The organism is Rhodocyclus gracilis (genome assembly GCF_009617575.1).
Taxonomy (GTDB): domain Bacteria; phylum Pseudomonadota; class Gammaproteobacteria; order Burkholderiales; family Rhodocyclaceae; genus Rhodocyclus; species Rhodocyclus gracilis.
This window is the reverse complement of sequence record NZ_WIXJ01000001.1, coordinates 193115-219071: the sequence shown is the minus strand read 5'-3', so window position 1 is coordinate 219071 and position 25957 is coordinate 193115. Positions and strand designations below refer to the sequence as shown.

Genomic DNA, 25957 nt, shown 5'->3' with positions numbered 1-25957 from the left:
CCTCTTTGTATGTCTTCTGAGCTAAGCGCGCTAAGCGACTGATTCTTTGAGAAGACGCGGAAGTTTCAGTTCATCTTACCCGTAGCCTCGTGACGCCGCAAGGCGTCCGGACGAGCCCGAGACGACGCAAAATCAGGCGCTTGCGCTACGTCGGAGTCGCTCCAGATAGGCTTCGCCATCGGGCGCCGTACCGTCGCGTTGCGCTTGCCAGATCGTTTCGGCGAGGCAGTCGATGAGTCTGTGTTCGGCATCGTGCGCGTCAAGACGTGCGCAGAGTTTGCCGTGCAGCGCGCGAATGCCGGGCGGCTGGTCGATGGACAGTTGCTCGGCGATTGCCAGATGCAAGGAAAGGTGGAGAAAGGGCTGGGCGGCCCCCGTGCCAGCGTCGGCCTGCTGCGCGGCTTCCCGGTCGGCGAGCAGGGCATGCAGTTCGGGATGCTGCTCGATCACCGTGGCGGCAAGGACTTCGGCGCCATCGAGTGGCAGACGCTCATGCAGCTTGCGATAGGTGGTGCAGAAAAACAGGCGGACGTCGTCGCGCGAGGGGGAGAACATGCGTGTGGCTCCCTAGTGATCAGCAAGCAGCGCGGCGACGGCGCCGTGCCGCAACTGGCGGTTGCTGCCGGCACAGCCGGGGGCGATCTGCGCCGTGCCGTATACCCCGAGCAGGGGCAGTCCGGGGAAGTACTCGGCAAACAGCGCCAGATCAGTGTCTTCCCCGCCATAAAAATAGGGGCCGCGACCAATGCATGAGAAGAGAAGCGCGCCCTTCGCGTCGCGGCTGTCCGCCGCCAGGCGGTCGAGCGTATGGCGCATGTCGGCGGCGCTGGTCGACGGTTCGCGTATGGCCCAGGCGAGGCGTTGCCCGGGGCGTACGTGCTCGGTAAGCGTGAGCGATTCGTCGGCGTTGACGACGACGATGGGCAACGGCCGGAAGCGGCCTGCCGCCAGCGCGGTCGGCGCATCGCCGGGGTGGTTGTCGTCGATGAGCACGGCACAGCAGGCTTGCGGCGAGGCTGCGGCGACATCGTTGCCAGCGCTGCCCAGCGCCCGTAGCAGGCTGGTCAGTGCCGTGCATCCGCCGACCGAGTGCAAGTCGTAGCCGCGTGCGGCATCGACGCCGTGTGGCGTGCCGATCAGGCGCAGACCCGAGGAAATGCCGAGATCAACGCGTCCGCCGCTGATGGCAAGCGTACAGCTGCGTGTGTTGGTGAGGCGCCCGGCTTGCCAGGCGGCCGGTTCGCCATGGCCAATGCCGCCCTTGAAGCTGGCGCCGAAACGCGGTGGCGGGTTCTGCCAGTGGGGCGGCATGGCGCCACCGGCGAAGGAGAGCAGCGCGCTCTCCTTTGCACTGGCCTCGTCCGTGGCAATGAGAGAGAAAGCACCGCCCAGAACCATCACGGCGGCGGCCGGGCGGTCGAGTACGGCGCCATGCTCGGTAAAGACGCCGGCAGCGATCCCCCCGGCGACCTGAAGGCAGGAGGCCGCGCGGGCAGCGGCGGTGACACAGGCTTGGCCGACGCGGGAGAAGTCGGGCGTGAGAAACAGCAGGACGCTGTTGGCCGTCGTCAGGCCGGCGCGGGCTAGGGCTTGCGCGACGGCGGTTTCGGCGAGGAGCGGCAAGGGCTCATTGCCGGTGACGAGAGCGGTGGCGAGACTCATGGGGCGGGGCTTTTTTCGCGGTAGCGGCAGAGGTCAGTCAGTGAGCACTGCCAGCATTCCGGCCGGCGTGCCTTGCAGATGTAGCGTCCGTGCAGGATCAGCCAATGGTGTGCGTGCTGGCGGAATTCTTTGGGAATTAGGCGTAGCAGGGCAGTTTCGACGGCCAGCGGTGTCTTTCCGGGGGCAAGACCGGTGCGGTTGGCGAGCCGGAAGAGGTGCGTGTCGACGGCGATGGTTGGTTCGCCAAAGACGACGTTGAGGACAACGTTTGCCGTCTTGCGGCCGACGCCGGGCAGCGCTTCGAGGGCTTCGCGCGAGTTGGGCGGCTCGCCGTTGTGTTGCGCCAGCAACTGGCGGCAGGTGGCGATGACGTTTTTTGCCTTGGTGCGGTAAAGGCCGATGCGGCAGATGTAGTCCGCCAGTTTCTCTTCGCCCAGCGCCAGAAGGCTGGCGGCGTCTGGGGCGTCAGCGAACAGGCGGCGAGTCGCCAGATTGACGCTGCGGTCGGTGGCCTGCGCCGACAGGATGACGGCGATCAGTAGCTGAAAGGGCGAGGCGTATTCGAGTTCTGTCTGCGGCGCCGGATTGGCGTCGCGCAAGCGTCGGAAGAACTCGAAGCGCTCCGCCGCTTTCATGAGGCGGCGGGCAGCGTCGGCGCCGGCACGGCGGGCGCTGGTGGTGGCGTTTGACGGCGCCGCTCGAGCGCGCGGGCTTCCACCCAGTTTTTCCACGCCACCATGCAGCCAAGCAGGATGAAGGCACCGGGCGGCAGCACGGCGAGGAGGAAGCCCGGATAGTCGGCGGGCAGAAGTTGCCAGTGATTGAGGCCCGGAACGACCAGTTCGATGCCCGAGAACAGCGTGCCGTTGCCGATCAGTTCGCGCATACCGCCGAGCAGGCCCAGCGTCCACAACATGCCGACGCCCATGAAGGCACCGTCAAAGGCCGATTGCAGCGGCGGGTTCTTGGCCGCAAAAGCTTCGACACGCGCCAGCACGAGGCAGTTGGTGACGATCAGCGGGATGAAAATGCCCAGCACCAGATACAGTTCGTGCAGACTGGCGTTGAAGAGCAGATCGACCATCGTCACCAGCGCGGCGACGATGAGGATGAAGACCGGGATGCGGATTTCGTGGGGGATGAAATTGCGCAGCGCCGAGATGACGGCGCCCGACAGCGACATGACGATGATCGTCGCCAGCGAGAGCATGACGCCATTGACGAGGTTGGTCGTCACTGCCAGCAGCGGGCACATGCCGAGAATCTGCACGAGGCTGGAGTTCTGCTTCCAGATGCCGTTGCCGGCAATGCGGCGGAGTTCATCAAACGTCATCATGCGGCGAGTCCTTTCTGCCGGGCGGCGCGCGGTGCGGCGGTCGTCGTCACTGGAACACCTGCTCGCGGTTTTCGGCGACCCACAGCGCGGCGCGGCGGATCGCCTTGACGACGGCGCGCGGCGTCACCGTGGCGCCAGCGATGGAGTCGAAACGGCCGCCGTCCTTTTTGACGTGCCACTCGCGTTCGCTCAGGTCGACCGGCGACAGATCATTGAATTGCGTGATCCAGGGGCGTTCCTTGTTCTTGTCCTTCTTCGGCTCGATGTAGTCGCCCAGCCCCGGCGTTTCGCGGTGCTGCGTTACGCGTACGCCGTAGATCTTGCCGTCGCTGCCGACGGCCATGAGCAGGCGGATCTTGCCGGAATAGCCATCGGGAGCGACGGCTTCGAGAACGACGGCGGCGGGCTCACCGGCACGGCGGGCGCGATAGACGGTCGACGGCTCGTCGAGCCCGAAGGCGGCAATTGCCGGCAGTTGCAGGGCGTCTTGCAGCGGATTGTTATCGTAGGCGCTGCTCGGCAGGACGTCGTTGATCAGCTTTGTCTTTTCTGCCAGCGCCGTGGCTTCGAGCGTAGGCTGCGTGCGCAGATAGACCGCCGCGAGCAGCCCGGTGAAAACCGCGACAAAAATGATCAGGATGACAGCCGTGCGTGCCGCCATGACGGGCGCGGTGGGCATTTTTCCCGACGGGCTCATCGCGTTCCCTTCAAGCCAAAGATGCGCGGCTGCGTGTAGCGGTCGATCAGCGGCGCGCAGATGTTAAGCAGCAGCACGGCAAAGGCGACGCCATCGGGGTAGCCGCCAAAGACCCGGATCAGGTAGGCGAGAATGCCGGCGGAGAAGCCAAAAATCAGCTGGCCGCGCGGCGTCGTCGCGCCGGAGACCGGGTCGGTGACGATAAAGAAGGCGCAGAGCAGCGAGCCGCCGGAGAAGAGATGGAAGAGCGGGCTGGCGTATTGCGCCGGCTGCCAGAGCCAGAAGGCGCCGGAAATGGCGACCAGGCCGGCAAGGAAGGCCAGTGGCGCCTGCCAGCGGATGATGTCGCGCCACCACAGCCAGAGACCACCGAGAAGGTAGCCAGCCGTCACCCATTCCCACCCGCGCCCGGCGAAGTAGCCGAAGACCTCTTGCGTGGCGAGGAGCGACGGCACGTTGACGCCGCCTTCGTTGAGTTTCAGCGAGGTCTTGAGCGAATCGAGCGGCGTCGCGCCGTTCATTGCGTCGACGTGCGGCATCAGGCCAAAGACGACCTGCACCTGATCGATGAAACTGAGTTTCAGCGTCACCGACGGCCACATCGACATCAGCGCGGGGAAGGAGACGATGCAGGCAGCGAAGGCGATCATCGCCGGGTTGAAAGGGTTTTGCCCGAGGCCGCCGTAGAGTTGCTTGGCGATGACGATGGCGAACAGCGCCGCTACCGCAACCAGCCACCATGGGGCCAGCGGCGGCAAGGCCAGCGCGATCAGCCAGGCGGTGACGAGGGCGCTGCCATCCCCGAGGAAAAGCGACAGCGGTTTGCCGCGAACCTTGAGCATGAGGGCTTCGCCGAGCAGAGAGAAGGCACTGGCGATGGCGATCTGCACGAGGATGATCGGCGAGAACACCCAGACATAGGCGGCGATACCCGGCAGCAAGCCGGCCAGCACCAGCAGCATGACGCGCCGGACGCTGGCGTTGCCAAGTTGGTAGGGGGAGGTCGACAGATAGCGGCTCATCGTGACTGACTCATTGTTCCGGCGAAGTGGCTGCGTCGTGGGGGCGGGCAGCCGCAGCGGCTTCGCGTTGCGCCCGCGCGCGCTCGACGGCGGCGGCAATCATCGCCTTGCGCGCACGTTCTGCCTCGCTTGCTTCGCCGGTAGCGGCGGGGGCTTCGCCCGGTACGGCGGGGCTGGTTGGCGCCGCTGCAGCGGCAGCGGTCACCGCCGCGGCGGGCGCTGGTGTCGCGGCAGGGGAAGCGGCAGTCGGTGCGGCGGTGGCGCTGGCCAGCGGGTTATCGGCAGCTTTGGCGGCCGCCGCGCGGGCCAGGCGTTCGGCCTTCTCGGCTTTTTCGCGTTCGTCACGCTCGTTACGGAATTCAAAACGGGCACGGGCGGATTCGGCGGCCTTCTTGTCGCGCTCGCGTCCCCAGATTTCGCCCTTGGCGTAGCGGAAGTACTGCACCAGCGGAATGTGCGAGGGGCAGACGAAAGCGCAGCAGCCGCATTCGATGCAGTCGAAGAGGTGGTATTCCTGCGCCTTGCCGAAGTTAGCCGCGCGCGAGAACCAGTACAGCTCGAAGGGTTGCAGTTCGTGCGGGCAGGCGCGTGCGCAGGAACCGCAGCGGATGCACGGCATTTCCGGTGGCGGCGGCGGGAAGAGCTTGGGCGAAGCGGCAATGATGCAGTTGCTTGCCTTGATCAGTGGCGCGTCGAGGCCGGGCAGTTCGAAGCCCATCATCGGGCCGCCCATGAGGTAGCGGTTGGTGTCGGCGCGCGGCGTGCCGAGGGCGATGAAGTCGCGGATGGTCATACCGAGCGGCACTTCCCAGTTGCGCGGCTGTTCGACGTTGCCGGCCAGCGTGACGATGCGCGAAATGAGCGGCTCGCCGAAGGTCAGTGCGCGGTAGGCGGAGCTCGCCGTGGCGACGTTGAAGCACTGCACGCCCATGTCGGTGGAGCGCTTGGAGCTGGGGACTTCCTTCCCCGTCAGGACGCTGATCAGCTGCTTGGCGCCACCGGCGGGATAGCGGGTCGGTACCGCAATGACTTCGAAGGATTCGCCGGCTGCCGCCACCGCTTCGCGCATCGCCGCGATGGCTTCTGGCTTGTTGTCTTCGATGCCGATGAGGACGCGCTTCGGTTCGAGCAGGTCGCGAAAGATGCCGGCGCCGCGCACGATCTCTTCGCCGCGCTCGCGCATCAGCATGTCATCGCAGGTAATGAAGGGCTCGCACTCGGCGCCGTTGATGACGAGCTCTTCCATCGGCGTCTTCTTCGACGCGCTGAGCTTGGCGTGGCTGGGGAAAACAGCGCCGCCGAGGCCGACGAGGCCGGCGTCGCGCAGCAGTTCACGCACGCTTTCCGGCGCCATCGACGCGTAGTCGACGGGGCGGCGTTCGATCCATTCGTCCTTGCCATCGGCCTCAATGACGACCGATAGCGTCGGCAGGCCGGACGGGTGCGTCGCCAGTTGCGGCTCGATGGCACGCACGGTGCCGGAGGTCGGCGCGTGAACGGCGGCGGAGACCCAGTGGTCCGCCGTGCCGATGACTTGCCCTTTCAGTACTCGGTCGCCGAGAGCGACACAGGGCTGCGGCTTGCCGCCGATGTTCTGGTGCAGGGGGACGACGAGGCGCTCGGGCATCGGCGCGCGGCCGATGGGGGCGCGCACGGAATCGGTTTTGTGCGTCGCGGGTTTGACGCCACCATTGAAGCGGAAGAGTTTATGCGGCATCGAGGGGGCGTCAGGCTTGGCGTTGCAGGGTGAAAACGGGCGGTTTCCACTTCCAGTTGTCGAGGCTTTCGCCGACCGGATTCATGGCGATGCACTCGACCGGGCAGGGCTTGAGGCAGAGTTCGCAGCCGGTGCACAGAGGATCGACCACGGTGTGCAACTGTTTGGCGGCGCCGACGATGGCATCGACCGGGCAGGCCTGAATGCACAGCGTGCAGCCGATGCAGCGTTGTTCGTCGATGAGCGCGGTTTGCTTCGGCTTTTCTTCGGCATCGAGCGGTTTGGCTTCGCGGCCGAGCAGTTCGGCGAGTTTTTGCACGCCGTCGGCGCCGCCCGGCGGGCAGAGGTTGATGTCTGCTTCCCCCTTGGCGATGGCGGCGGCGTAGGGCTTGCAGCCGGGATAGCCGCACTGGCCGCACTGCGTTTGCGGCAGGATGGCGTCGATCTTGTCGGTCAGTGGATCGCCTTCGACACGGAATTTGACAGCCGCAAAGCCCAGCGAGGCGCCGAGTACGACGGCGCCAAGGGCCATGATGAGAATGGCGTAGATCATCATTGGTACTTGTCGAGCCCGGCGAAGCCCATGAAGGCGAGACTCATCAGACCGCCGGTCACAAGCGCGATCGCGGTGCCCTTGAAGTAGCGCGGCACATCCGCGCCGTCGACACGTTCACGAATGCCGGCGAGAAGAATCAGCGCCAGTGAAAAGCCGACCGAACTGCCGGCGCCGAAGAGCAGCGAATCGACAAAGTCGCTCTTGCTGCTGACGTTCAGCAGCGGAATGCCAAGGACCGCGCAGTTGGTGACGATGAGCGGCAGGTAAATGCCGAGCACCTGATGCAGCATCGGGCTGGTTTTCTGAATGACCATTTCGGTCAGCTGGACGATGGCGGCGACGGTGACGATGAACGACAGCGTGCGCAGGTATTCCAGCCCGAAAGGAATCAGCAGGTAATGGTCGATGATGTAGCTGGCACCGGTGCTCAGCGTAATCACGAAGGTGGTGGCCGCCCCCATGCCGAAGGCCGTTTCCAGCTTTTTGGACACGCCCATGAACGGGCAGAGGCCGAGAATCCTGACCAGGACGACGTTGTTGACGAGCACCGCGCCGATGAGGATGAACAGGTAGTGGGTCATGGGGTGGAGGTTTTCGGGGAGGGCGGATTATCCACTAAGGGCCGACCCGGTTCAACCACGCTGGGAGTAGATGTATATGATTTTCCGCGCTGATTTGGTTGTTTCGCGCGCGTCATCGTCGGGCTTAGCGCGGCGTAGTCACCCGTGCGGCGGCAATGGCGCGGACGGCGTCGCCGATCAACTGGGGGCCGCGATAAATGAAGCCGGAGTAGAACTGCACAAGGCTGGCGCCCGCCGCGATCTTCGCTTGTGCGTCGGCGCCTTGCAAAATGCCGCCAACGCCAATGATCGGCACTTCTCCGGCCAGGGTGGCAGCCAGCTTTTCCAGTACTTTCGTCGACGCCGCGAGAAGCGGTGCGCCGGAGAGGCCGCCCGCCTGTTCGGCATTCGGCAAGCCTTCGACGCCGGCGCGAGAGAGCGTGGTGTTGGTGGCGATGACGCCGTCCATGCGGTGCCGACGCAGCAGGTCGGCGATGGCCGAAATCTGCGTGTCGTCGAGGTCCGGGGCGATCTTCAATGCCATCGGCACATAGCGTCCGCGCTGCTGGGCGAGCGATGCCTGCGCGGCTTTCAGGCGTCCAAGCAGGTCATCGAGGGCGTCGTCGCGCTGCAGGTCGCGCAGATTCTTGGTGTTCGGGCTGGAGATGTTGACGGCGACGTAGCTCGCGGCGTCGTAGACTTTTTCGAGCGCGATCAGGTAGTCGTCGGCGGCTCTGTCGATCGGCGTATCGAAGTTCTTGCCGATGTTGATGCCGAGAATGCCGCCACGGCGGGTGAACTGTGCTGCCGCGACGTTGGCGAGCAGGGCGTCGACACCGCCGTTGTTAAAGCCCATGCGGTTGATGATCGCTTGCTGTTCCGGGATGCGGAAGAGGCGAGGGCGCGGATTGCCGGGCTGCGGGCGTGGCGTCACCGTGCCGACTTCGATGAAGCCGAAGCCCAAAGCCGCCAGCGCGTCGATGTGTTCGCCGTTTTTGTCGAGGCCGGCGGCCAGACCGACGGGGTTGGGGAAGCGCAGCCCCATGACTTCGACCGGACAATTGGGAACCTTGCCGGAGAGCAGGCAGGAGAGGCCCGCCGAATGTGCAAAGCTGGCGCCGGACATGCCGATTCCGTGGGCGGTCTCGGCATCAAGGGAGAAGAAGAATTTGCGGATGAGGGAATAGAGCATCGCCCGGATTTTACCGCATCGCGTCCGCCGGCGGGCGTTGAGCGCTTCTTTCCGCAGGGCGATCAGGTGTGGCGGCTGAGCGGGGCGTCGTTTGCGTCAGGGTTGGACGTCTGCGGCAGGCTCTGCCATTCGCCGTCGATCAGCCCTTGCAGCGGCTGAAAGCGGGATTTGTAGGCCATTTTGCGGCTGCCGTGAATCCAGTAGCCGAGATAGAGGTGTGGCAGCGCATGCGTGGCGCACTGGTCGAGTTGCCAGAGGACGTTATAGACGCCGAAGTTGGCGCCTGGTACATCCGGATCGTAGAAGGTGTAGACCGACGACAGGCCGTCGCTAAGCACATCGATGATGCTCACCATGCGCAGGACGCCGTTTTCGGAGAACTCAACCAGTCGGGTATCGACGCGGCTCTGCAACAGGAAGTGCGTGTATTGCTCGCGGCTGTCGTGGTCCATGCCGCCGCCAGGGTGGCGGACCGACTGGTAGCGCTGGTAAAGCGCGAAGTGGGCGGCGTCGTAGGCGAGAGGGACTTCGCGCGCGAGCATCCCGGCGTATTTTTTCAGGCAGCGACGCTGTGAGCGATCCGGCAGGAAGCGGCCGACCGCGACGCGTACGGGGACACAGGCGTGGCAGGTGTCGCAGAGCGGTCGATAGGTGAAGACGCCGCTGCGGCGGAAGCCGGAACGCACCAGTTCGCCATACACCTCGGTGCTGATCAGGTGGGTGGGCGTGGCTACCTGCGAACGCGCTTTTTCGTTCGGCAGGTAGCTACAGGCATATGGCGCTGTTGCATAAAACTGCAACAGTGAGAAAGGGAGTTCCGAGTCGTTGAGGCGTGACATGGCGGTCAGCGCCAGGGCTGCTGTGCGCCGTCGACCGGCCAGCGCTTCGCCGGCGACGCATCGGCGACGAGTTCCTCAAGTCGCGCGGTGAAGTCGCTGCGGGCGATCTCACGGGCGCCGAGCGACGCCAGGTGGCCGGTCTTCATCTGACAGTCGATCATGCCAACCCCTTGTGTGTCGAGAAAACGGACGAGGTGCGCCAAGGCAATCTTCGAGGCGTCGCGGACGTGCGCAAACATCGATTCGCCGTAGAACATGCGCCCGATGCAGACGCCGTAGAGGCCGCCCGCCAGTTCGCCATCCACCCACGTTTCGACCGAATGCGCGTAGCCAAGTTCGTGGAGGCGCCCGTAGGCGTTGCGCATCTCCGGGGATATCCATGTGCCCGATTGGCCGGGGCGCGCGGCGTTGGCGCAGGCTTCCATCACGGCGGCGAAAGCGCTGTCGAGTCGCACCTCGAAGCGTCCGCCGCGCAAGGTTTTGCGCAATGAGCGCGAGCAATTGAACTCGCTGGGGAAAAGTACCATGCGCGGGTCCGGACTCCACCAGAGGAGCGGATCGCCCGGCGAGAACCACGGAAAGATGCCGTGCCGGTAGGCGTCGAGCAGACGTGCGGGGGAAAGGTCGCCGCCCGCGCACAGCAGACCGTTTGGCTCACGCAGGGCGTGTGCGGTATCCGGGAAGGCGGAATGCGCGGTGAGCCAGGAAATCACGGAATCACAACGGGCCAGTTGCCACTGGCGGGGAAGGCGACACCGCGGCGGTGCGCCCGGCGGGCAAGTTAGCGTTCGACGACGCGACGGCCACCGTCAAAGCGCTTGACCCAGTAGCTCTGACGCATGTCTTCGACGCGTACTTCGGCGCCGGTGCGGGGAGCGTGCAGAAAGCGGTTGTCGCCGAGATAGATGCCGACATGCGAGAAGGCGTGACGCATCGTGTTGAAGAACACGAGATCGCCGGGCTTCAGCTCGTTTTTATCGACGACGGCACCCACCTGGCTTTGCTCGCGCGCCGTGCGCGGCAGGATGAGGCCGGCGGCTTCGCGGTACACCAACTGGACGAAGCCGCTGCAATCGAGGCCGGTATCCGGATTGGTGCCGCCGTGACGGTAGTTGATGCCGACGAGTTCGAGTCCCTTGAGGATGAGATCCTGAGCACTGCTGGTGTAGCGCTCGAACAGCGACTGTTCTTCAAGGGGTTTTTGCTGCTCGACGGCACCTGCGGCACCGGTTGTTGCCAGGCTGATGGCAAAAAGGGCGGCAGTGAAGAGGCGTTTGACAGACATGGGGGGCGAATGTAGTCGAAAAGGCCGCCGATGTAAACGCCGCCATTGGGGTTATTGCGATGTGGCGATCGAAGAAAAAATCGCAAGCTTATGAACGCAATCAGTTTAATGGCATTTGACATGCGCTGGCCGCTGCCGCGAATAGAACGTCATCTCGCGTTTTTCATGTGGGAAATGCATCGTACGCGGGCGATTCGCGGAAAGCTGCATTCATTATCAGTTCGCCGTGCATGAATGCGCGAGTTTGGCGGGGCTTTCGAACACGCGTCGGCAGTCCCCGTGCATGCCCAGGAAGCAGCAACAGCCGCCGCGTCCGTCGACCGAGTTGGCTGATGTATCGAGCGTTATCAAGGGTCTGGCGCAGGGGGGAGGGGGGCCTTACTGCTGCCCCTGATTTGTGTTTATACTTGCCCGTACTTATGAAATCCGTCTGATTTCATCGATTTTGTTACGTGATGTTAAAAGTCGCTTCAGATCGGTGGGTCAGCGTGGATGTGCAGTGAGCAGGGCCAGCAGCATTCGCGCCTTGTTGCAGCATTCGCCCCGGCCGGCGCAACGTGCGTTCGTTCGGGAGCCGCCCAGCAGGCGGCAGGCAATTGTCTTGGTGTTTGCCGGTGCGCTCGTCTCTGCGAGGGACGATTGCCGGCATGCGTCACTGGGTCTGGGATGGCAGATCGCGAGACGGTGGAGATCCCGCCGTTCGCTACGTCCGGCGAACCTTTCGCGCCGGGTTCGTATCTGGCTGATCAGGCTCATGAAGAGTCTGCGGGGTCCGTTTCCGTTGAGTCGCGCCGTCAATGCCCGGGTGGCACGCGCAGTGCCTGCGCCACCCGTAATAAGCCTGCGCAGGCAGGTCTACTACGATTTCACAAGGGAGTTCCATGAGCACAGTCAAGGAGTTTCATCGCCAGTCCGTCGATCAGCCTGATGTTTTCTGGGCGGAGCAGGCGAAGCTGGTCGATTGGGAAACGCCGTTTTCGAGCGTCCTCGATTTTTCGCGTCCGCCTTTCGCCAAGTGGTTCGTCGGCGGCCGCACCAATCTCTGTTTCAACGCGGTCGACCGGCACGCCGCCAAGCGCCCCGATGCGCGTGCGCTGGTCTACATCTCGACCGAGACCAACGAGGAGAAGTCCTACACCTACGGCGAACTGAAGCGCGAAGTCGAGCGCATGGCGGCGATCATGCTGAGCCTCGGCGTCGAGCGTGGCGACCGCGTTCTCATCTACATGCCGATGATCGCCGAGGCGGCGTTCGCCATGCTCGCCTGTGCGCGTATCGGCGCGATCCACTCGGTGGTGTTCGGTGGCTTCGCCTCGGGTTCGCTGGCGACGCGTATCGATGACGCGGCGCCGAAGCTGATTGTTTCTGCCGAGGCCGGCATGCGCGGCGGCAAGGCAGTGCCCTACAAGCATCTGCTCGACGAGGCGATTACGCTGGCCAAGCACAAGCCGGCGCACGTGCTGATGGTCGATCGCGGCCTCGATTCGTCGTTCAACCGCGTCGACGGGCGCGATGTCGATTACGCGACGCTGCGCGCGCAATTCATCGACGCCGAAGTACCGGTGACCTGGCTCGAATCGTCCGAGCCGTCGTATATCCTCTATACCTCGGGTACCACCGGCAAGCCGAAGGGCGTGCAGCGCGATACCGGCGGCTATTGCGTCGCGCTGGCGTCGACGATGAAGCACATCTACTGCGGTGCCGAGGGCGAGACGATGTTTACGACCTCCGACATCGGTTGGGTCGTCGGTCACTCCTATATCATCTACGCGCCGCTCATCGCCGGCATGACGACGATCATGTACGAAGGCACGCCGCTGCGTCCGGACGCTGGCATCTGGTGGAAGATCGTCGAGGACTACAAGGTCAACGTCATGTTCTCGGCGCCGACCGCGGCGCGCGTGCTGAAGAAGCAGGACCCGGCCTTCATGCACAAGTACGACCTGTCCTCCCTCAAGCACCTGTTCCTCGCCGGCGAGCCGCTCGATCAGCCGACGCACGAGTGGATCATGGGCGAACTGAACCTGCCGGTGATCGACAACTACTGGCAGACCGAAACCGGCTGGCCGATCCTGGCGGCCATGCCGGGCGTCGAGAAGACCAAGATCAAGTACGGCACGCCGAGCTTCCCGGTCTATGGCTATAACCTGAAGATCTTCCGCGAAGACGGCACGGAGTGCGATGCCAACGAAAAGGGCATCGTCGGCATCGTTCCGCCGCTGCCGCCGGGCTGCCTGTCGACGGTATGGGGTGACGATGATCGCTTCGTGTCGACCTACTTCTCGCTGTTCCGCGATCCGCTGGTGTATTCGTCCTTCGACTGGGGTATCCGCGACGATGAGGGCTATCACTTCATCCTCGGCCGTACCGACGACGTCATCAACGTCGCCGGCCACCGTCTCGGCACGCGCGAGATCGAGGAAGCGGTGCAGGGCCATCCGGCGATTGCCGAAGTGGCGGTCGTCGGCGTCGCCGACACGCTCAAGGGGCAGATGCCGATGGCGTTCGCGGTGGTCAAGGACCCGCGTCGCGTGGCGACGCCTGAGCAGCGTCTGGCGCTGGAGAAAGAGGTCTTCAAGAAGGTCGACGAAAGCCTCGGCGCCATCGCCCGGCCAAGTCGCGTGCACTTCGTGACGGTGCTGCCGAAGACGCGCTCGGGCAAGCTGCTGCGCCGCTCGATTCAGGCACTGGCCGAAGGCCGCGATCCCGGCGATCTGACGACGATCGAAGATCCGGCCGCGCTCGAGCAACTCAAGGAAGCGCTCGGCGCCTAACTGCGTCTCTCCGGCGAGGGCGGTGCCTGCGGGCGTCCGCCTTCGCCGGGGCGTTGCGGCACGTTCGCTATCGGTAGCCGTGTGTTGTGCCGTAACCGGCGCGTCTTAGCGATTTTCAGGCCTCGCCATTGCTGGCGAGGCTTTGCCACCAGTGCCGGTGGCGCTCGACGCTGAACTGCCGGTCGATCACCACTTCAATGAGGCAGGGCGCGAGGGTGGCTGGCGCATTGGGCGTGGTGCTGAGTTCCGGCGTCAGCGCCGCGTTGAACGCGTGGCGGAATTCCGCCAGCGTTTCAGCGCGTCGGAAGGCGATTCCCCAGGTGGCGGCCGCGTGGGCGAAGTTGACCGGCTCCGGCGTCAGCCAGCCGCGCTCAAACTCCGGGAGTGCGTGTGCCGGCAGGTACTCGAAGATGCCGCCGCCACCGTTATTGATGACGACGACGATGAGCGGCTTGCCCTTCGCCTGCGCCAATCCACCCAGATCATGAATGGCGGTGAGATCGCCGATCAGCGCCAGCGTTGGCCGTTCGACGGCGAGACCGGCTGCTGTCGAAATGTTGCCGTCGATGCCGCTGACGCCTCGATTGGCGAAGAATTGCAGCGTTTTTTCTCCGCCCCCGGAAAAGCTGTCGAGGTCGCGTACGGCCATCGAGGCGCCGCAAAACACCTGGAATCCATCGGGCAGGCGGTCGAGGATCTCCGGAACCAGCAGCCCTTCCCAGAGACCGCCGTTTGTCACGCGCTCCTGTTCGGTGAGGCGCTCCAGCGCACGGTCGATGCGGGCGTTGGCGTCGATAAACGCGGCGCACCAGTGCGCCGGAGCGGGCGACTGGATGCGCACCGTCAGCGCGCGGCATAAGGCCGTGGCGTCGCCGTGCAGGTAGTCGCTGGCCGCATGGTGCGGGTCGATCCAGAGGCCGGGCGCGGCAATGACGACGTGTGTCTCCGGTGCCAACGCTGCCAGCCATTCCTGCAAGCGCCGTGCGACCGGGAAATCGCCCAAGCGGATGATCCAGTCGGGGCGTTCGCTGTGTGCGCCATCGGCGCTGCGCAGGACGGATTCTTGCCGCACGCAGACGCGGCGGCGGTCGTGCCGGCCAAAGCGCAGATTGGAAAGCGGCTCGGCGATGATCGGGCAATCCAGCGCCGCCGCCAGCGCGGTGACTGCCTCGGCCAGTCCGGCGGGCGCCATGCCGCCGCCGCAGACGATGATGCCGCGTCGTCCCGAGAGTTTGGCCGCGAGTCGATCGATTGGGTCGAGTTGGGCGAGTTGGTCGAATTGCCCTGGCTGCTCGCGTGGGTGGGGGCGGTCAATGGGCTCAAGTCGCCCGAAGGTTTCGGGCGCCGCAGTGTGATCGACGACGGCATTTGCCGCGAGGGCGGCGGGGAGCGTTGGCGGGTTCGCCGGACGCGGTGGCGCGCCGGTCGGGAGCGGTGAGGGCAGCAGCGGTTCGCGGAAGGCGATGTTGACGTGCACTGGCCCCGGCCGCGGCGACAGACTCTCGCGCATGAGGCGGTGCGCCAGTCGTAGCAGCCAGGCGACCGAAAAGCCGGCGGTCGGCGCGTCGAGAGCGTATGCGGCGCGTACGTGGTCGGCGAAGAGGCGCGTTTGCGCGGTCGTCTGATTGGCGCCCCAGCCATGTAGCTCCGTCGGACGATCGGCGGAGAGGAGCACGAGCGGCGTATTGCCCTGCGCGGCCTCGACGACGGCTGGGTGCCAGTTGGCAGGGGCCGAGCCGGAGGTGCACAGCAGCGCGACAGGCCGCTGGCTGGCCTTGGCGCGGCCAAGGGCAAAAAAGGCGGCGCTGCGCTCGTCGATGACAACCGTACAAGCGAGATCGGCATGGCGCAAAAACGCCAGGGCCAGCGGCGTCGAGCGTGAGCCCGGCGAAAGCACGACATCGCGTAGCCCGGCGGCGGCGAGCCCGTCCGCCAGCGTCTGCGCCCAATGCAGGTTGACGAGGCCGGTATCGCTTGCGGCCGGCAGGGGGGGGGGCGAGGGAGCTTGCGTCATCAGGTTCCGGTGCGCGGCGTGGGGGCGGACTCGAGCGCCGGGTGGGGGCGACACTGTAGGGCGTCGAGCGCGGCGGTGAGCTTGATTTCGGTTTCGGCGAATTCCTGTTCGGGGCGCGATCCGGGGACGATGCCCACTCCCGCATAGCAGTCGGCGAACCCGCCGGAAATCCGCGCGCAGCGCAGGGCGACGACGACTTCGCCGTTACCGCCCGCGTCGATCCAGCCAACGCCGCCGGTAAACCATGCAGGCCGGGTGTCGCGGTGGGCTCGCAGCCAGCGTTGGGCGGCCAGTGATGGCGTGCCGCCGACGGCAGGCGTGGGGTGCAGCGCGGCGATGAGGTCGAAGAGGTCGACGCCCGTGCGTACGTGTCCGGCGAATTGCGTGCGCAAATGTTGCAGGTCACGCAGGCGGAGAACTTCCGGCGCCGCCGCTTGCTCAAGCGTCTGGCACAGGGGCGCCAGTGCGCTGCGTACGGCATCGACGACGAGCCCCTGCTCGCGACTGTTTTTGTCGTCGTCGAGCGCGAATGACTCGGTTGGCGCGGCTTCGCCCGTACGCAACGCCGCGGCTTCCGGCGCGGCCCAGGCGGTGCCGGCCAGTGCGTCGGCGCGCGCGATACCGTCGTCGAGCGCAATCAGGCGCTCCGGGGTGGCGCCGATGAAGGCCATGCCCGGCCGGGTCACGGCGTACACGGTGCACGCCGGGTGGCGTTCCGCGAAGGCGGCGAGAACGGGAGCGAGCGCGATCGGCTGCTTCGCGCGCAGGCGAACGCGGCGCGATACGACGAGCTTGCGTACCCGGCCGCTGGCGATTTCTGCCAGCGCAGCCGTCACACGGGCGAGGAAAGCGCGGTCGTCGAGCGGCGCGGGCTGGCGTTGTGGCGGGAGGTTCGGCGGGCGGTGCGCGGTGCCAGCGGCGCTGTTGGGGATCGCCACAAAACTACGGCGCAGCGTGTCGAGCCAGGCATCGACCGCCGCCTCGCCCTCGCGTGCCGGGCAACTGAAGGTCGCCGTGATCTTGCCGCCGCGACTGACCAGCAGGACGGCGGGAACAATCAGCCGGGCGTTGGGCAGATCGTCCTGCGCTTCATCGTCGAAGGCGAAGCCCAGATGGGCGGCGGGGAGCCGGCGGGCTGCGCTGTTGCCACTATCTCCGCAGTCACGAGCATGGTGCCGCCAGTCGGCGGAAATGCCGGCAAAGGCGGCTTGCAGGGCGGTGAAGCGGTTGGGTCCGGCGCTGGTGACGATCATCGCCTGGCCGAGCGCCAGATGCCATTCGTCGGCGTCCGGGCGGGCCCACCAGAAGGCGTGCTGGTCGTCGAGGCGGGCGTCGAGCCAGCGGCAGTGGCCCTCACCCAGCGTCAGCGTCAGGCTGATCAGCGCGTGCGGCGGGGCGTCGGCGAGTTGAGTGACGAGTTGCGCAGCAAGGCGGGCGCGCAGTACGTGCCGCTGCGCCGGATCGAGGAGAGGGGGCAATCTCACGTTGCCTCCTGCGCCAGTGCGCGCAAGGCGGCGCGTTCGATCTTGCCCATGGCGTTACGCGGCAACTGCGCGACACGCAGGACACGGCGTGGCCGTTGCGCGGTCGGCAACTGCTGGCGACCAAATTCACGCACGCTCTCCGGACTGGCGTCGCCGACGAAAACGGCGACCAGCAGATCGCCCCAGACCGGATCGGCAATTGCCGTCACGGCAATGTCGCGGATGCCGGGGCAGGCGGCGAGTTGCGATTCGACGTCGAGCGGGTGCACGTTGACACCGCCGCTGATCAGCATGTCGTCGGCGCGACCGATGATGCGCAGGCGTCCGGCGGCGTCGATCTGGCCGAGATCGGAGGTGGCGAACCAGCCGTCCGTCAGCCCGACTCCCGGCGCCAGCGTCGGCGTGAGGTAGCCCAGCATTATCTGCTTGCCGCGCAGGTGAAGGCGGCCGCTGTCGTCGCAGCGGCTTTCGAGGCCGGGCAATAGCGTGCCGACGTCGCCTTCCTGCCAGGGCGTGTCGCTGGCGACGAGCGTGGCGGCCTGTGCGGCGGATTCGCTCATGCCCCAGCTTGGGCAGAGCGGCCAGCCGGCGGCGCGGGCGCGTTCGTAAAGGGGGCGCGACAGTGCGGCGCCGCCGATCAGCGCGTAGCGCAACGTGGCCGGCGGGCGTGGCGAGGCGCCTGCGCTGTCGCCGCCAGCATCGCTGTGCGGCAGGTCCAGCAGGCGTGAGAGCATGGCGGGGGTGAGCGAGACGTGGCTGATCGTGCCGCTGGCAATGTCCTCCCAGACTGTCGCGGCGTCAAAGCGCTCGTGCAACGAGATCGTCGCTCCGGCGTGCAGGCAGCGATGCAGGATCGACATGCCACCAATGTGGTAGAGCGGCAGGCAGTCCAGCCAGACGTCGCCGACGGCAAGCGGCAGGCGCGCATTGGCAGCACCTGCGGCGGCGGCGAGGTTGGCATGCGAGAGCATGACGGCCTTGGGCGCTCCTTCACTACCGCTCGTGGCGATGATCAGCGCGGGCGCGTCGTGGCGGGTGGGGGGCGGTGCGGGGAGGGCGTTGGGCTGCGGCTCAACGTTGTCGTGGGCGCTTGGGACGACTTGCGCTGCGCCGCTTGGTGGCAGCGTACGGCGGCGGATGTGACGACCGCCCAGTTCGGCGAGCGTCTGCCAGCGCCGCTCCGCGTTCGCCGGATCGAGTGGTGCCAGGGCGGTGCCGGCAAACGAACAGGCGAATGCCGCACGCAGCAGATCCCAGGCTCCGCCTGCGATGGCCGTGATGGCGGTGAGAGCGTTTGGCGCTGTGTCGGCAAGAGTGCCCGCGTGACTCTCGTCGTTCATGAGCGTCCGCGCGTCGCGTGTGGCCTGCTGGTATAGCTGCGCGTAACTGAAGTCGCCCTGCGCCGTGCGCACGGCAACGGCCTGCGGGGTGCGGGCTGCGCGGTCAGTCAGCAGGGTGGCGAGTCGCGTCATCGGTGGGCGCAGGAGCGGTGATCGTTCGGGATGGGGGCGGCGAGGGGGCCGTTGCCGATTTCTCGGTGGGGCTGCCGCGATTAGTAGACGAAAGGTGGTGGTGCGGGTCGATCAGGCGTGGGTGCAAGCGGTGCAAAAGCTCACGATTATACGCGGCGGGCGCGTGCCTCGTTTTTTCGCCCGCGCCTTGTCGCCGAATGTGTAGGCGACTGCGCGCGGTGGCTGGCGCTGGGGCAGCCGTGGCGTCGTCGTTGCTGTGCTGGGTTTAGGTGAACGAGGTGGCCAGTGCTGGCCATGGTGTGAAGCCGAGGCCGACGGATGTCGGGAGGTGGAGGCGGCCGTGCGCGACGGTGGCGCTTTCCCCTGTGTCGCTAGCCAGCCAGCGCGCCGTGGCGAGTCCGTGCGTGGGCGGTGCGCAGTGTGGCAAGTGGGCAGGCTGTTCGGCGTCGATACAGGCAGCCAGTTGGGCGGCGGCGAGAATGCCGCAGCTCGAATCGATGCTGCTGGTGACGACGACCTCCAGCCCCTGCGCGAGAACGTGGCGGGCGAGGAGTAGCGAAGGCAGCAGGCCGCCCTGGCGCGGCGGCTTGATGACCAGACGGCGTAGCGGCAGCGCTAGCCCTGACGGATCATCAACGTCGCTGCCGTCCGCCGGGCGCCCCCATTGCCGGAGGTTGGCAATGATCGGCCACGACTCGTCGAAGGCCAGCGGGAAGGGGCTGCGTGCCTGCAGGCGGGTGAGTGCTTCGAGGTGCGTGCCGAGTGCGTGTTGGCGCTGCACCGATCCACGGCGTGGCGGGGCGCACTGCGTCGCCGGCAGCGCCAGCGGTTCTTCGAGGCTGTCGACCGGCAGTCCGACGCAGGCGTCGATGAAGCGTGTCGCTTCCTCTTCGTTCCAGGCACCGTTGGCGTCAAGGCGCAGCGTGAGCGTGCCGTCCATCGCCTGTACGGCGCGGCGCAGGGTATCGATCTCGCTGTCGACGGCGGCGACGCCGACTTTCAGTTTGACGATGCCGAAGCCCTCGTTGGCCGCCGCGTTCAGTGCGTCGGCGAGCGCTGCGTCCGAGAAACGGGCGAGTGCGCCCAGCGTCGCGTTCACGCGCACGCTATCGGCGCAGGCCGGTTTAACGACGGGCGGTGCGGTAGCGGTGCCCTCGGCGCCGGCGAGGGTGGGCAAAGCCGCGCGCAGGCTTTCGCCACGTTGCTGCGACCACAGATCGAGGATGGCGGATTCGAGGGCGGCGCGGACGGTCGGGGCGAGGCGGCCCACGAGTGATGGCGGGGCGGGGTGATTGGCGGCGGGCGCCAGTGCGCGCAGCGTTTGCCAGACGGTGCTGGGCGTCTGTCCGGGGAGTTGGCGGCACAGGCGCTTCAGTTGCCGGCAGGCGGCGAGTGGCGATTCGCCCGGGGTGCCGGCGAGCGGCGCGCATTCGCCGTAGCCTTGGCGGCCGTCGCTGAGAGTGAGGCGCAGCAGCCAGCCTTCCCTCTGCGTGAAACCGCCGGCGGCGCAGAGCCAGGGGGACGCTAGCGGCAGGCGGTAGCGCAGCAGGCGTGCCGCCACGATCCGTTGATCGGCGCCGGGCGTGGCGGGCGTCATGCGGCGATTTCCGAGGCGCTGTGCGTGCTGTTACCCGCCGCCTTCCCGTCTAGGACGGCGACGGGCTGGGCGCTGACGATGGAGCGGCGGGCCAGGGGCGGCGGAAAAGGGCGCTCGCTCACATCAGGGGCGGCGGCGGAACTTGCTGAAATCCGGCGCGCGCTTTTCGAGCCAGGCGTTGCGGCCTTCGAGTCCTTCTTCGCTCATGTAAAAAAGCCCGGTGGCGTTACCGGCGAGTTCCTGGATGCCGGCCAGACCGTCGGTGTCGGCGTTGAAGCCGGCCTTGATCATGCGCAGCGCCATCGGCGACAGTCGCAGCATGTCCTGGCACCAGCGCACGGTTTCTTCTTCCAGCTCGGCAAGGGGTACGACGGTATTGACCAGCCCCATGTCGAGCGCCTGCTGCGCGTCGTACTGGCGGCACAGCAGCCAGATTTCCTTGGCCTTCTTCATGCCGATGGTGCGCGCCAGCAGGCCGGCGCCGAGACCGGCGTCGAAGCTGCCGACGCGCGGGCCGGTCTGGCCGAAGCGCGCGTTGTCGGCGGCGATCGACAGGTCGCAGACGAGGTGCAGCACGTGGCCGCCGCCGATGGCGTAACCGGCGACCATCGCCACCACCGGTTTCGGGCAGCGGCGGATCTGCATCTGCAGGTCGAGCACGTTGAGGTGCGGGGTGCCGTCCTCGTCATGGTAACCGCCGTCGTCGCCGCGCACCGTCTGGTCGCCGCCCGAACAGAAGGCTTCGTGGCCGGCGCCGGTGAGGACGATGACGCCGACTTCGCGGTCGAACTGCGCGCGGTGCATGGCGTCGATCAGCTGGCTGACCGTTTCCGGGCGGAAGGCGTTGCGCTTGTGCGGCCGGTTGATGGCAATGCGCGCAATGCCGTCGGCGAAGTCGTAGGTGATGTCGGAGTAGCTGACGCGTGTTTGCCAGGCAAGGGCGGTGCGGATCGGATTGGACATGTCGGGAATCGTTTCGTGGCAGGAGGAACGGCGCAACAAGGGGCTTGCGTCGGGGATCGGGCGAAGGTTACCGGCTGTGTCAAACCTTGCCAAGGCGGCGTCTCGTGGCGTCCTCGCATGGCGCGAAGATGAAACTTGTATGAAAGTCACGGCCTTGGGGGTGTCTTCATGGTAAAATCTCTGCCCTTTTTTCAAGGTCTTGCCTCCATGTCCCGTCCAGTTCGCAACATCGCCATCATCGCCCACGTTGACCACGGCAAGACCACCATGGTCGACAAATTGCTGCGACAGGCGGGTGCGTTCGCTGCGCACCAACATCTGGTCGAGCGGGTCATGGATTCCAACGACCTCGAAAAAGAGCGCGGCATCACGATTCTCGCCAAAAACACGGCGGTCGACTACGAAGGCGTGCACATCAATATCGTCGATACCCCGGGGCACGCGGACTTCGGCGGTGAAGTCGAGCGCGTGCTGTCGATGGTCGACGGTGTTCTGCTTCTGGTCGATGCCGTCGAAGGCCCGATGCCGCAAACGCGCTTCGTTACCAAGAAGGCCCTGGCGCTTGGTCTGCGCCCCATCGTCGTCATCAACAAGGTTGACCGCGATGGCGCGCGTCCGGACTGGGTGGTTGATCACACTTTCGACCTTTTCGACAAGCTCGGCGCCAATGACGAGCAACTCGATTTCCCGGTGGTCTACGCCTCGGCGCTCAATGGCTTTGCCACGCTCGATCTGGCGCAGCCTTCGCCGGATATGCGCCCGCTCTTCGAGACCATTCTCAAGCACGTGCCGCCGCCCGAAGCCGGCGAAATCGATGAGCCGCTGCAACTGCAGATTTCCGCACTCGATTATTCGACCTACGTCGGGCGCATCGGTATCGGCCGCATCCAGCGTGGGCGTCTGAAGTCGGCGCAGTCAGTGACCGTTCTCTACGGCCAGCCCGATGCGAACGGCAATTTTGAACACGGTTCGCCGAAGAGCGCCAAGGTCAATCAGGTGTTCGGTTTCCGCGGTCTTGAGCGCGTCGCGCTCGACGAAGCGGTGGCTGGCGATATCGTGCTGGTGACGGGGATCGAAGAACTGTCGATCGGCTGCACGATCACCGACAACGATCAGCCCGAAGCGCTGCCGATGCTCAAGGTCGACGAGCCGACGCTGAACATGACTTTCATGGTCAATTCCTCGCCTTACGCCGGCACTGAAGGCAAGTTCGTTACCAGCCGCCAGATCCGCGAGCGTCTGCAAAAAGAACTGCTGACCAACATGGCGTTGCGCGTCGAAGATACCGAAGACAGCGACAGCTTCATCGTCTCCGGTCGCGGCGAGTTGCACCTGACCATCCTGCTCGAATCGATGCGTCGTGAAGGTTACGAACTGGCGGTCGGTCGTCCGCGCGTGATCTACAAGGAAGTCAATGGAGAGCGTCTGGAGCCTTGGGAGTTGCTCACGCTCGACGTCGAAGAAGTGCACCAAGGGGGCGTGATGGAAGCCCTCGGCTACCGTCGTGGCGAGTTGCAGGATATGGTTTCCGACGGTCGCGGCCGCGTCCGTCTGGAGTACAGCATTCCGGCGCGTGGCCTGATCGGCTTCCAGGGCGAATTCCTCAACCTGACGCGCGGCACGGGCTTGATGAGCCACGTCTTCGACGACTACGCGCCGGTCAAGGGCGAAGTCCCCGGCCGCCGCAATGGCGTGCTGATCTCGGCCGAGCAGGGCGAGGCTGTCGCCTACGCGCTGTGGAAGCTGCAGGATCGTGGCCGTATGTTCACGGTGCCGGGCGATCGCCTCTACGAAGGCATGATCATCGGCATCCACAGTCGTGAAAACGATCTTGTCGTCAATCCGATCAAGGGCAAGCAGCTGACCAATGTGCGCGCTTCGGGGACCGATGAGGCCGTTCGTCTGGTGCCGCCGGTCGCGCTGACGCTGGAATCGGCGGTCGAGTTTATCGACGACGACGAACTGGTCGAGATCACGCCGAAGAACATCCGCATCCGCAAGCGTCACCTGACGGAGCAGGATCGTCGTCGCGCACAGCGTTCGGACAACTGATCTGCGGCGTGTCGTATCGGGCCATGTGCCCGATATTTCCTGTCGTAACGGGAAATGCATGATTTCGGTAATGCCGGATCATGCATTTTTCATTTTACAGGTCGCTTCGGCAAACCTTTGTGCAAGGATTGCTGCTCCGTTAGCAAATAGGTGTGCCGGCGGAATAAGACGATCAGTGATATTGGTAGTGCCTGTCCATATCGTGTGATCGTCCGTTAATTACCCGGAGAATACCCACCATGGAATTCATGACCTGCATTGTTTCTGCCGACGAAGACGAATACTCCGATCTGGCGGCGTCTGCGTCGCCCTTGCATGAATGGAGCGGCATTGAATCGCCGGGGCTGGATACTGCCCGTCTGGCGGCCCTGCATTCCCTGCTGACCGGCGATCCCTTGCATGTGGCAATGGATTATTGCGAGCCGGTTTGCGTCGTCGAAGGCGATAACGAAACCCTTATCCTGCGCATCGATACTTCCCTGGCCGATGCGTTGGTTGAACTCGACGAGGAGGCACTGGAGACCGTCGCCGCCGAGTTGGCGGCCACGGAGGCCTTCGAGGGGAATGAAAACGGCGAGGAGGGGGTCTTTGAGCTCCTCACTGCCTTGGCCGAACTGGCGCAGCTCGCCGAGTCGCAAGGGCAGTTGCTTTTTGTCTGGATCAGGATCGTGCAGGACTGAGCAGAAAGCCCCGCCAGCCGCGTGCGGGGGGGGGCTTTTCTCTGCGCAGGGAGGCTCCCGGGCTCGCTGAATAGCTCAGGCTGGGAGGCGCCGGCCTGCCAGTTAGGATGCGCGCGTCCCACAGAGTTTCTGTGAGGGTATCTGGGGGAATAGGCCCGCGAGCCAGTCTTGCGCGTTAGGCGCGAAATAACCCACAGAATAAAACAGCAACCGAAAATAAAAAGGCCCGCATTTCTGCGGGCCTTTGAATTTCTGGCTCCCCGACCTGGGCTCGAACCAGGGACCTACGGATTAACAGTCCGGCGCTCTACCGACTGAGCTATCGAGGAACAACGAAGCGCGCATGATAATGATGGATTGCCACTTCGTCAACAGGTTTAATCGAATGGCTGTAAAAAAGGGGCTTTCGATTTAGTGGGGGCGCCGTGCGATCTGCACGACTCACTCGCGCGATAGGCGTGACGAGTGCAAGGGCGCGAGTCGTGCAAATGGGTGCGGCGCTGGCCGTCGCGCGTTTAGCGGCTCGCGGCTGGCGGCGCGGGCCGTTCGGCCAGCGCAGCCAGGATCTGCGTCAGCAATCGCCAGGTGAGTGCTACCGAGGCGATGTCGACGCGCTCGCCGGGCGCGTGGGCGCCGCGAATGGTCGGGCCGAAGGAAACCATGTCGAGGCCGGGATACGCGGCGCCGATGATGCCGCACTCGAGTCCGGCGTGGATGACCTGTACGCGCGCTTCTTGGCCGAATTCCTGCGCATAGACCCGCTGGCATTGCGCCAGCAGGGGCGAGTGCGGGTTGGGCGTCCAGCCGGGGTAGGCGCCGGATTGCGTTACCGGCGTGCCGGTGAGCGCGAAGAGGCTGGCGATTTCGTCGGCGAGGGCCTGGCTGCCCGCTTCGTGCAGCGAACGCACCATGAAGTTGGCGCGCCCACCCGCGGGGGTCAGTTCGACTTGTCCGAGGTTGTTCGAGGTCTCAACCACGCCGGGAAGCTGCCGGCTCATGTGCCGCACACCGTACGGGGCAGCGTGCAGTGAGGCGAGCCAGACGGCTTGTTCTGCCGGTGCCAGCACAGCTCCCGGGGCGTCGCTTTCCGCCACGGCGGCGAGCGTGCAGCGTTCCCACTCCAGACGGACGCCGTCGTCGACGCCCGCCAGTTCGCGGCGTAGCCGGCTTTGCCAGTCGCTGAGGTGGCGTTGCAGTCGGGCTTCGCTGCCCGTGGGGAGCGCCAGCGTCGCGTGTGCTTCGCGCGGCAGGGCGTTGCGCGCGCTGCCGCCGCGCAGGCTCGCCAGACGCAGGGGAATGGCCTTGTCGAGGGCGCACAGCACGCGGGTGAGCAATTTGATGGCGTTGCCGCGCTGCTCGTGGATGTCGACGCCCGAATGGCCGCCGCGCAGCCCCTCCAGACGGATGCGCCAGCCCTCCGTGCCTTCGGGCAGGGCGCTCGGGGTGTCGGGGCGGCTGACGTCGACGTCGATGCCGCCGGCGCAGCCCAGGTAGAACTCGCCCCATTCCTCGGTATCGAGGTTAAGCAGCAGACGGCCTTGCAGCAGGTCCGGGGCGAGGCCACGCGCGCCGCCCATGCCGGCTTCTTCGTCGATGGTAAGGAGGGCTTCGATGGGGCCGTGCGGCAGTTGCCTGTCGGCGAGCACGGCGAGGATCAGGGCGACGCCGATGCCGTTGTCGGCGCCCAGTGTCGTTTCTTCTGCGAGCAGCCAGCCATCGCGCACGACAGGGTGAATGGCGTCGCGGGCGAAGTTATGCGGGCTACGGCCGTTCTTCTGGCAGACCATGTCGAGATGCGCTTGCAGGATGACGCCCGGGGCTTCGTCGTGGCCTCGGCTCGCTGCCTTGCGAATCAGCAGATTGCCGGCAGCGTCGATGCTCGGTGTCAGCCCTGCGGCGCGCGCCCAGTCGTACAGGTGGGCGCGCAGCGCGGCCTCGGCTTTGGAGGCGCGGGGGATCTGGCAGAGCGTGGCGAAATGACGCCAGACGGCGGAGGGTTCGAGGTCGCGAAAGACGGCGGGAAGCTCCGCCGCCACCGCCGTGACAGGCGTCATT

At 65.7% G+C, this 25957-nt stretch carries 22 protein-coding genes and 1 tRNA gene; 3 read left to right on the top strand and 20 right to left on the bottom strand.

Going from position 1 to position 25957, the window contains the following annotated elements; genetic code table 11:
- Positions 1-132 precede the first annotated feature (132 nt).
- From GHK24_RS01000 to GHK24_RS00940, 13 genes are all read right to left on the bottom strand, one after another.
- Positions 133-555 (bottom strand): DUF1841 family protein, encoded by a 423-nt coding sequence (locus GHK24_RS01000; RefSeq protein ID WP_153467611.1) that lies wholly within the window; start codon positions 553-555, stop codon positions 133-135.
- Positions 556-567: 12 nt separating this feature from the next.
- On the bottom strand, positions 568-1662 hold the full coding sequence (locus GHK24_RS00995) for an FIST C-terminal domain-containing protein (protein WP_153467608.1): 1095 nt from the start codon (positions 1660-1662) through the stop codon (positions 568-570).
- Entirely contained in the window at positions 1659-2297 is a 639-nt protein-coding gene (nth, locus tag GHK24_RS00990) for an endonuclease III (protein ID WP_153467605.1), read from the bottom strand. Before nth ends, GHK24_RS00995 begins: the two co-directional genes overlap by 4 nt.
- The gene (locus tag GHK24_RS00985; RefSeq protein WP_153468781.1) at positions 2294-2995 is read right to left on the bottom strand and encodes an electron transport complex subunit E; all 702 of its coding nucleotides are present in this window, start codon (positions 2993-2995) and stop codon (positions 2294-2296) included. Before GHK24_RS00985 ends, nth begins: the two co-directional genes overlap by 4 nt.
- Positions 2996-3044: 49 nt before the next feature.
- The gene (gene rsxG / locus GHK24_RS00980; RefSeq protein ID WP_228384471.1) at positions 3045-3677 is read right to left on the bottom strand and encodes an electron transport complex subunit RsxG; all 633 of its coding nucleotides are present in this window, start codon (positions 3675-3677) and stop codon (positions 3045-3047) included.
- 14 nt (positions 3678-3691) lie between these two features.
- Complete coding sequence (locus tag GHK24_RS00975) at positions 3692-4717, bottom strand: RnfABCDGE type electron transport complex subunit D (protein ID WP_153467599.1); 1026 nt, start codon at positions 4715-4717, stop codon at positions 3692-3694.
- A gap of 10 nt (positions 4718-4727) precedes the next feature.
- The gene (rsxC, locus tag GHK24_RS00970; RefSeq protein WP_153467596.1) at positions 4728-6434 is read right to left on the bottom strand and encodes an electron transport complex subunit RsxC; all 1707 of its coding nucleotides are present in this window, start codon (positions 6432-6434) and stop codon (positions 4728-4730) included.
- 10 nt (positions 6435-6444) lie between these two features.
- Positions 6445-6987 carry an electron transport complex subunit RsxB gene (rsxB, locus tag GHK24_RS00965; RefSeq protein ID WP_153468778.1) on the bottom strand — a complete coding sequence of 181 codons (543 nt, stop codon included), beginning with the start codon at positions 6985-6987 and terminating at the stop codon, positions 6445-6447.
- On the bottom strand, positions 6987-7571 hold the full coding sequence (gene rsxA / locus GHK24_RS00960; RefSeq protein ID WP_153467593.1) for an electron transport complex subunit RsxA: 585 nt from the start codon (positions 7569-7571) through the stop codon (positions 6987-6989). Before rsxA ends, rsxB begins: the two co-directional genes overlap by 1 nt.
- A 124-nt stretch (positions 7572-7695) precedes the next feature.
- The gene (locus GHK24_RS00955; RefSeq protein ID WP_153467590.1) at positions 7696-8742 is read right to left on the bottom strand and encodes a quinone-dependent dihydroorotate dehydrogenase; all 1047 of its coding nucleotides are present in this window, start codon (positions 8740-8742) and stop codon (positions 7696-7698) included.
- A gap of 62 nt (positions 8743-8804) precedes the next feature.
- Complete coding sequence (locus tag GHK24_RS00950) at positions 8805-9581, bottom strand: arginyltransferase (protein ID WP_153467587.1); 777 nt, start codon at positions 9579-9581, stop codon at positions 8805-8807.
- A 5-nt stretch (positions 9582-9586) separates the two neighbouring features.
- Complete coding sequence (aat, locus tag GHK24_RS00945; protein ID WP_340666066.1) at positions 9587-10294, bottom strand: leucyl/phenylalanyl-tRNA--protein transferase; 708 nt, start codon at positions 10292-10294, stop codon at positions 9587-9589.
- Between the two features lie 68 nt (positions 10295-10362).
- Positions 10363-10866 (bottom strand): C40 family peptidase, encoded by a 504-nt coding sequence (locus GHK24_RS00940; protein ID WP_153467581.1) that lies wholly within the window; start codon positions 10864-10866, stop codon positions 10363-10365.
- A gap of 881 nt (positions 10867-11747) precedes the next feature.
- Between GHK24_RS00940 and GHK24_RS00935 the strand changes: the two genes are divergently transcribed.
- Entirely contained in the window at positions 11748-13640 is a 1893-nt protein-coding gene (locus GHK24_RS00935) for a propionate--CoA ligase (protein WP_153467578.1), read from the top strand.
- A gap of 115 nt (positions 13641-13755) precedes the next feature.
- Here GHK24_RS00935 and menD read toward each other — a convergent pair whose 3' ends face one another.
- The 5 genes from menD to menB all read right to left on the bottom strand — a co-directional run bounded on the left by menD (position 13756) and on the right by menB (position 21170).
- The gene (gene menD, locus GHK24_RS00930) at positions 13756-15654 is read right to left on the bottom strand and encodes a 2-succinyl-5-enolpyruvyl-6-hydroxy-3-cyclohexene-1-carboxylic-acid synthase (protein ID WP_153467575.1); all 1899 of its coding nucleotides are present in this window, start codon (positions 15652-15654) and stop codon (positions 13756-13758) included.
- Complete coding sequence (locus tag GHK24_RS00925) at positions 15654-17138, bottom strand: isochorismate synthase (RefSeq protein ID WP_153467572.1); 1485 nt, start codon at positions 17136-17138, stop codon at positions 15654-15656. The genes menD and GHK24_RS00925 overlap by 1 nt, the downstream gene beginning before the upstream one ends.
- Positions 17135-18610 carry a class I adenylate-forming enzyme family protein gene (locus GHK24_RS00920; protein WP_153467569.1) on the bottom strand — a complete coding sequence of 492 codons (1476 nt, stop codon included), beginning with the start codon at positions 18608-18610 and terminating at the stop codon, positions 17135-17137. Before GHK24_RS00920 ends, GHK24_RS00925 begins: the two co-directional genes overlap by 4 nt.
- Positions 18611-18875: 265 nt before the next feature.
- Positions 18876-20207, bottom strand: coding sequence for a mandelate racemase/muconate lactonizing enzyme family protein (locus GHK24_RS00915; RefSeq protein WP_153467566.1), 1332 nt, complete (start codon positions 20205-20207; stop codon positions 18876-18878).
- 123 nt (positions 20208-20330) lie between these two features.
- Positions 20331-21170: a 1,4-dihydroxy-2-naphthoyl-CoA synthase gene (menB, locus tag GHK24_RS00910; protein ID WP_153467563.1), complete on the bottom strand. Its 840-nt coding sequence runs from the start codon at positions 21168-21170 to the stop codon at positions 20331-20333.
- Between the two features lie 207 nt (positions 21171-21377).
- On the opposite strand from menB, the gene typA reads away from it, so the two are divergent.
- A complete protein-coding gene (typA, locus tag GHK24_RS00905) occupies positions 21378-23222 on the top strand; it encodes a translational GTPase TypA (RefSeq protein ID WP_153467560.1) in 1845 nt (614 codons plus the stop codon).
- Between the two features lie 239 nt (positions 23223-23461).
- The gene (locus tag GHK24_RS00900; protein WP_153467557.1) at positions 23462-23902 is read left to right on the top strand and encodes a hypothetical protein; all 441 of its coding nucleotides are present in this window, start codon (positions 23462-23464) and stop codon (positions 23900-23902) included.
- Positions 23903-24155: 253 nt separating this feature from the next.
- Here the strand turns inward: GHK24_RS00900 and GHK24_RS00895 are convergent.
- Positions 24156-24231, bottom strand: a tRNA-Asn gene (locus GHK24_RS00895).
- A gap of 186 nt (positions 24232-24417) precedes the next feature.
- Complete coding sequence (locus tag GHK24_RS00890; protein WP_153467552.1) at positions 24418-25956, bottom strand: aminoacyl-histidine dipeptidase; 1539 nt, start codon at positions 25954-25956, stop codon at positions 24418-24420.
- Position 25957: the final 1 nt, after the last annotated feature.

Excerpts from the sequence above, each read along its gene's own strand:
- GHK24_RS01000 (WP_153467611.1), bottom strand. The coding sequence starts at position 555 with ATGTTCTCCCCCTCGCGCGACGACGTCCGCCTGTTTTTCTGCACCACC.
- GHK24_RS00995 (WP_153467608.1), bottom strand. The coding sequence starts at position 1,662 with ATGAGTCTCGCCACCGCTCTCGTCACCGGCAATGAGCCCTTGCCGCTC.
- nth (WP_153467605.1), bottom strand. The coding sequence starts at position 2,297 with ATGAAAGCGGCGGAGCGCTTCGAGTTCTTCCGACGCTTGCGCGACGCC.
- GHK24_RS00985 (WP_153468781.1), bottom strand. The coding sequence starts at position 2,995 with ATGACGTTTGATGAACTCCGCCGCATTGCCGGCAACGGCATCTGGAAG.
- rsxG (WP_228384471.1), bottom strand. The coding sequence starts at position 3,677 with ATGCCCACCGCGCCCGTCATGGCGGCACGCACGGCTGTCATCCTGATC.
- GHK24_RS00975 (WP_153467599.1), bottom strand. The coding sequence starts at position 4,717 with ATGAGCCGCTATCTGTCGACCTCCCCCTACCAACTTGGCAACGCCAGC.
- rsxC (WP_153467596.1), bottom strand. The coding sequence starts at position 6,434 with ATGCCGCATAAACTCTTCCGCTTCAATGGTGGCGTCAAACCCGCGACG.
- rsxB (WP_153468778.1), bottom strand. The coding sequence starts at position 6,987 with ATGATCTACGCCATTCTCATCATGGCCCTTGGCGCCGTCGTACTCGGC.
- rsxA (WP_153467593.1), bottom strand. The coding sequence starts at position 7,571 with ATGACCCACTACCTGTTCATCCTCATCGGCGCGGTGCTCGTCAACAAC.
- GHK24_RS00955 (WP_153467590.1), bottom strand. The coding sequence starts at position 8,742 with ATGCTCTATTCCCTCATCCGCAAATTCTTCTTCTCCCTTGATGCCGAG.
- GHK24_RS00950 (WP_153467587.1), bottom strand. The coding sequence starts at position 9,581 with ATGTCACGCCTCAACGACTCGGAACTCCCTTTCTCACTGTTGCAGTTT.
- GHK24_RS00940 (WP_153467581.1), bottom strand. The coding sequence starts at position 10,866 with ATGTCTGTCAAACGCCTCTTCACTGCCGCCCTTTTTGCCATCAGCCTG.
- GHK24_RS00935 (WP_153467578.1), top strand. The coding sequence starts at position 11,748 with ATGAGCACAGTCAAGGAGTTTCATCGCCAGTCCGTCGATCAGCCTGAT.
- menD (WP_153467575.1), bottom strand. The coding sequence starts at position 15,654 with ATGACGCAAGCTCCCTCGCCCCCCCCCCTGCCGGCCGCAAGCGATACC.
- GHK24_RS00920 (WP_153467569.1), bottom strand. The coding sequence starts at position 18,610 with ATGACGCGACTCGCCACCCTGCTGACTGACCGCGCAGCCCGCACCCCG.
- GHK24_RS00915 (WP_153467566.1), bottom strand. The coding sequence starts at position 20,207 with ATGACGCCCGCCACGCCCGGCGCCGATCAACGGATCGTGGCGGCACGC.
- menB (WP_153467563.1), bottom strand. The coding sequence starts at position 21,170 with ATGTCCAATCCGATCCGCACCGCCCTTGCCTGGCAAACACGCGTCAGC.
- typA (WP_153467560.1), top strand. The coding sequence starts at position 21,378 with ATGTCCCGTCCAGTTCGCAACATCGCCATCATCGCCCACGTTGACCAC.
- GHK24_RS00900 (WP_153467557.1), top strand. The coding sequence starts at position 23,462 with ATGGAATTCATGACCTGCATTGTTTCTGCCGACGAAGACGAATACTCC.
- GHK24_RS00890 (WP_153467552.1), bottom strand. The coding sequence starts at position 25,956 with ATGACGCCTGTCACGGCGGTGGCGGCGGAGCTTCCCGCCGTCTTTCGC.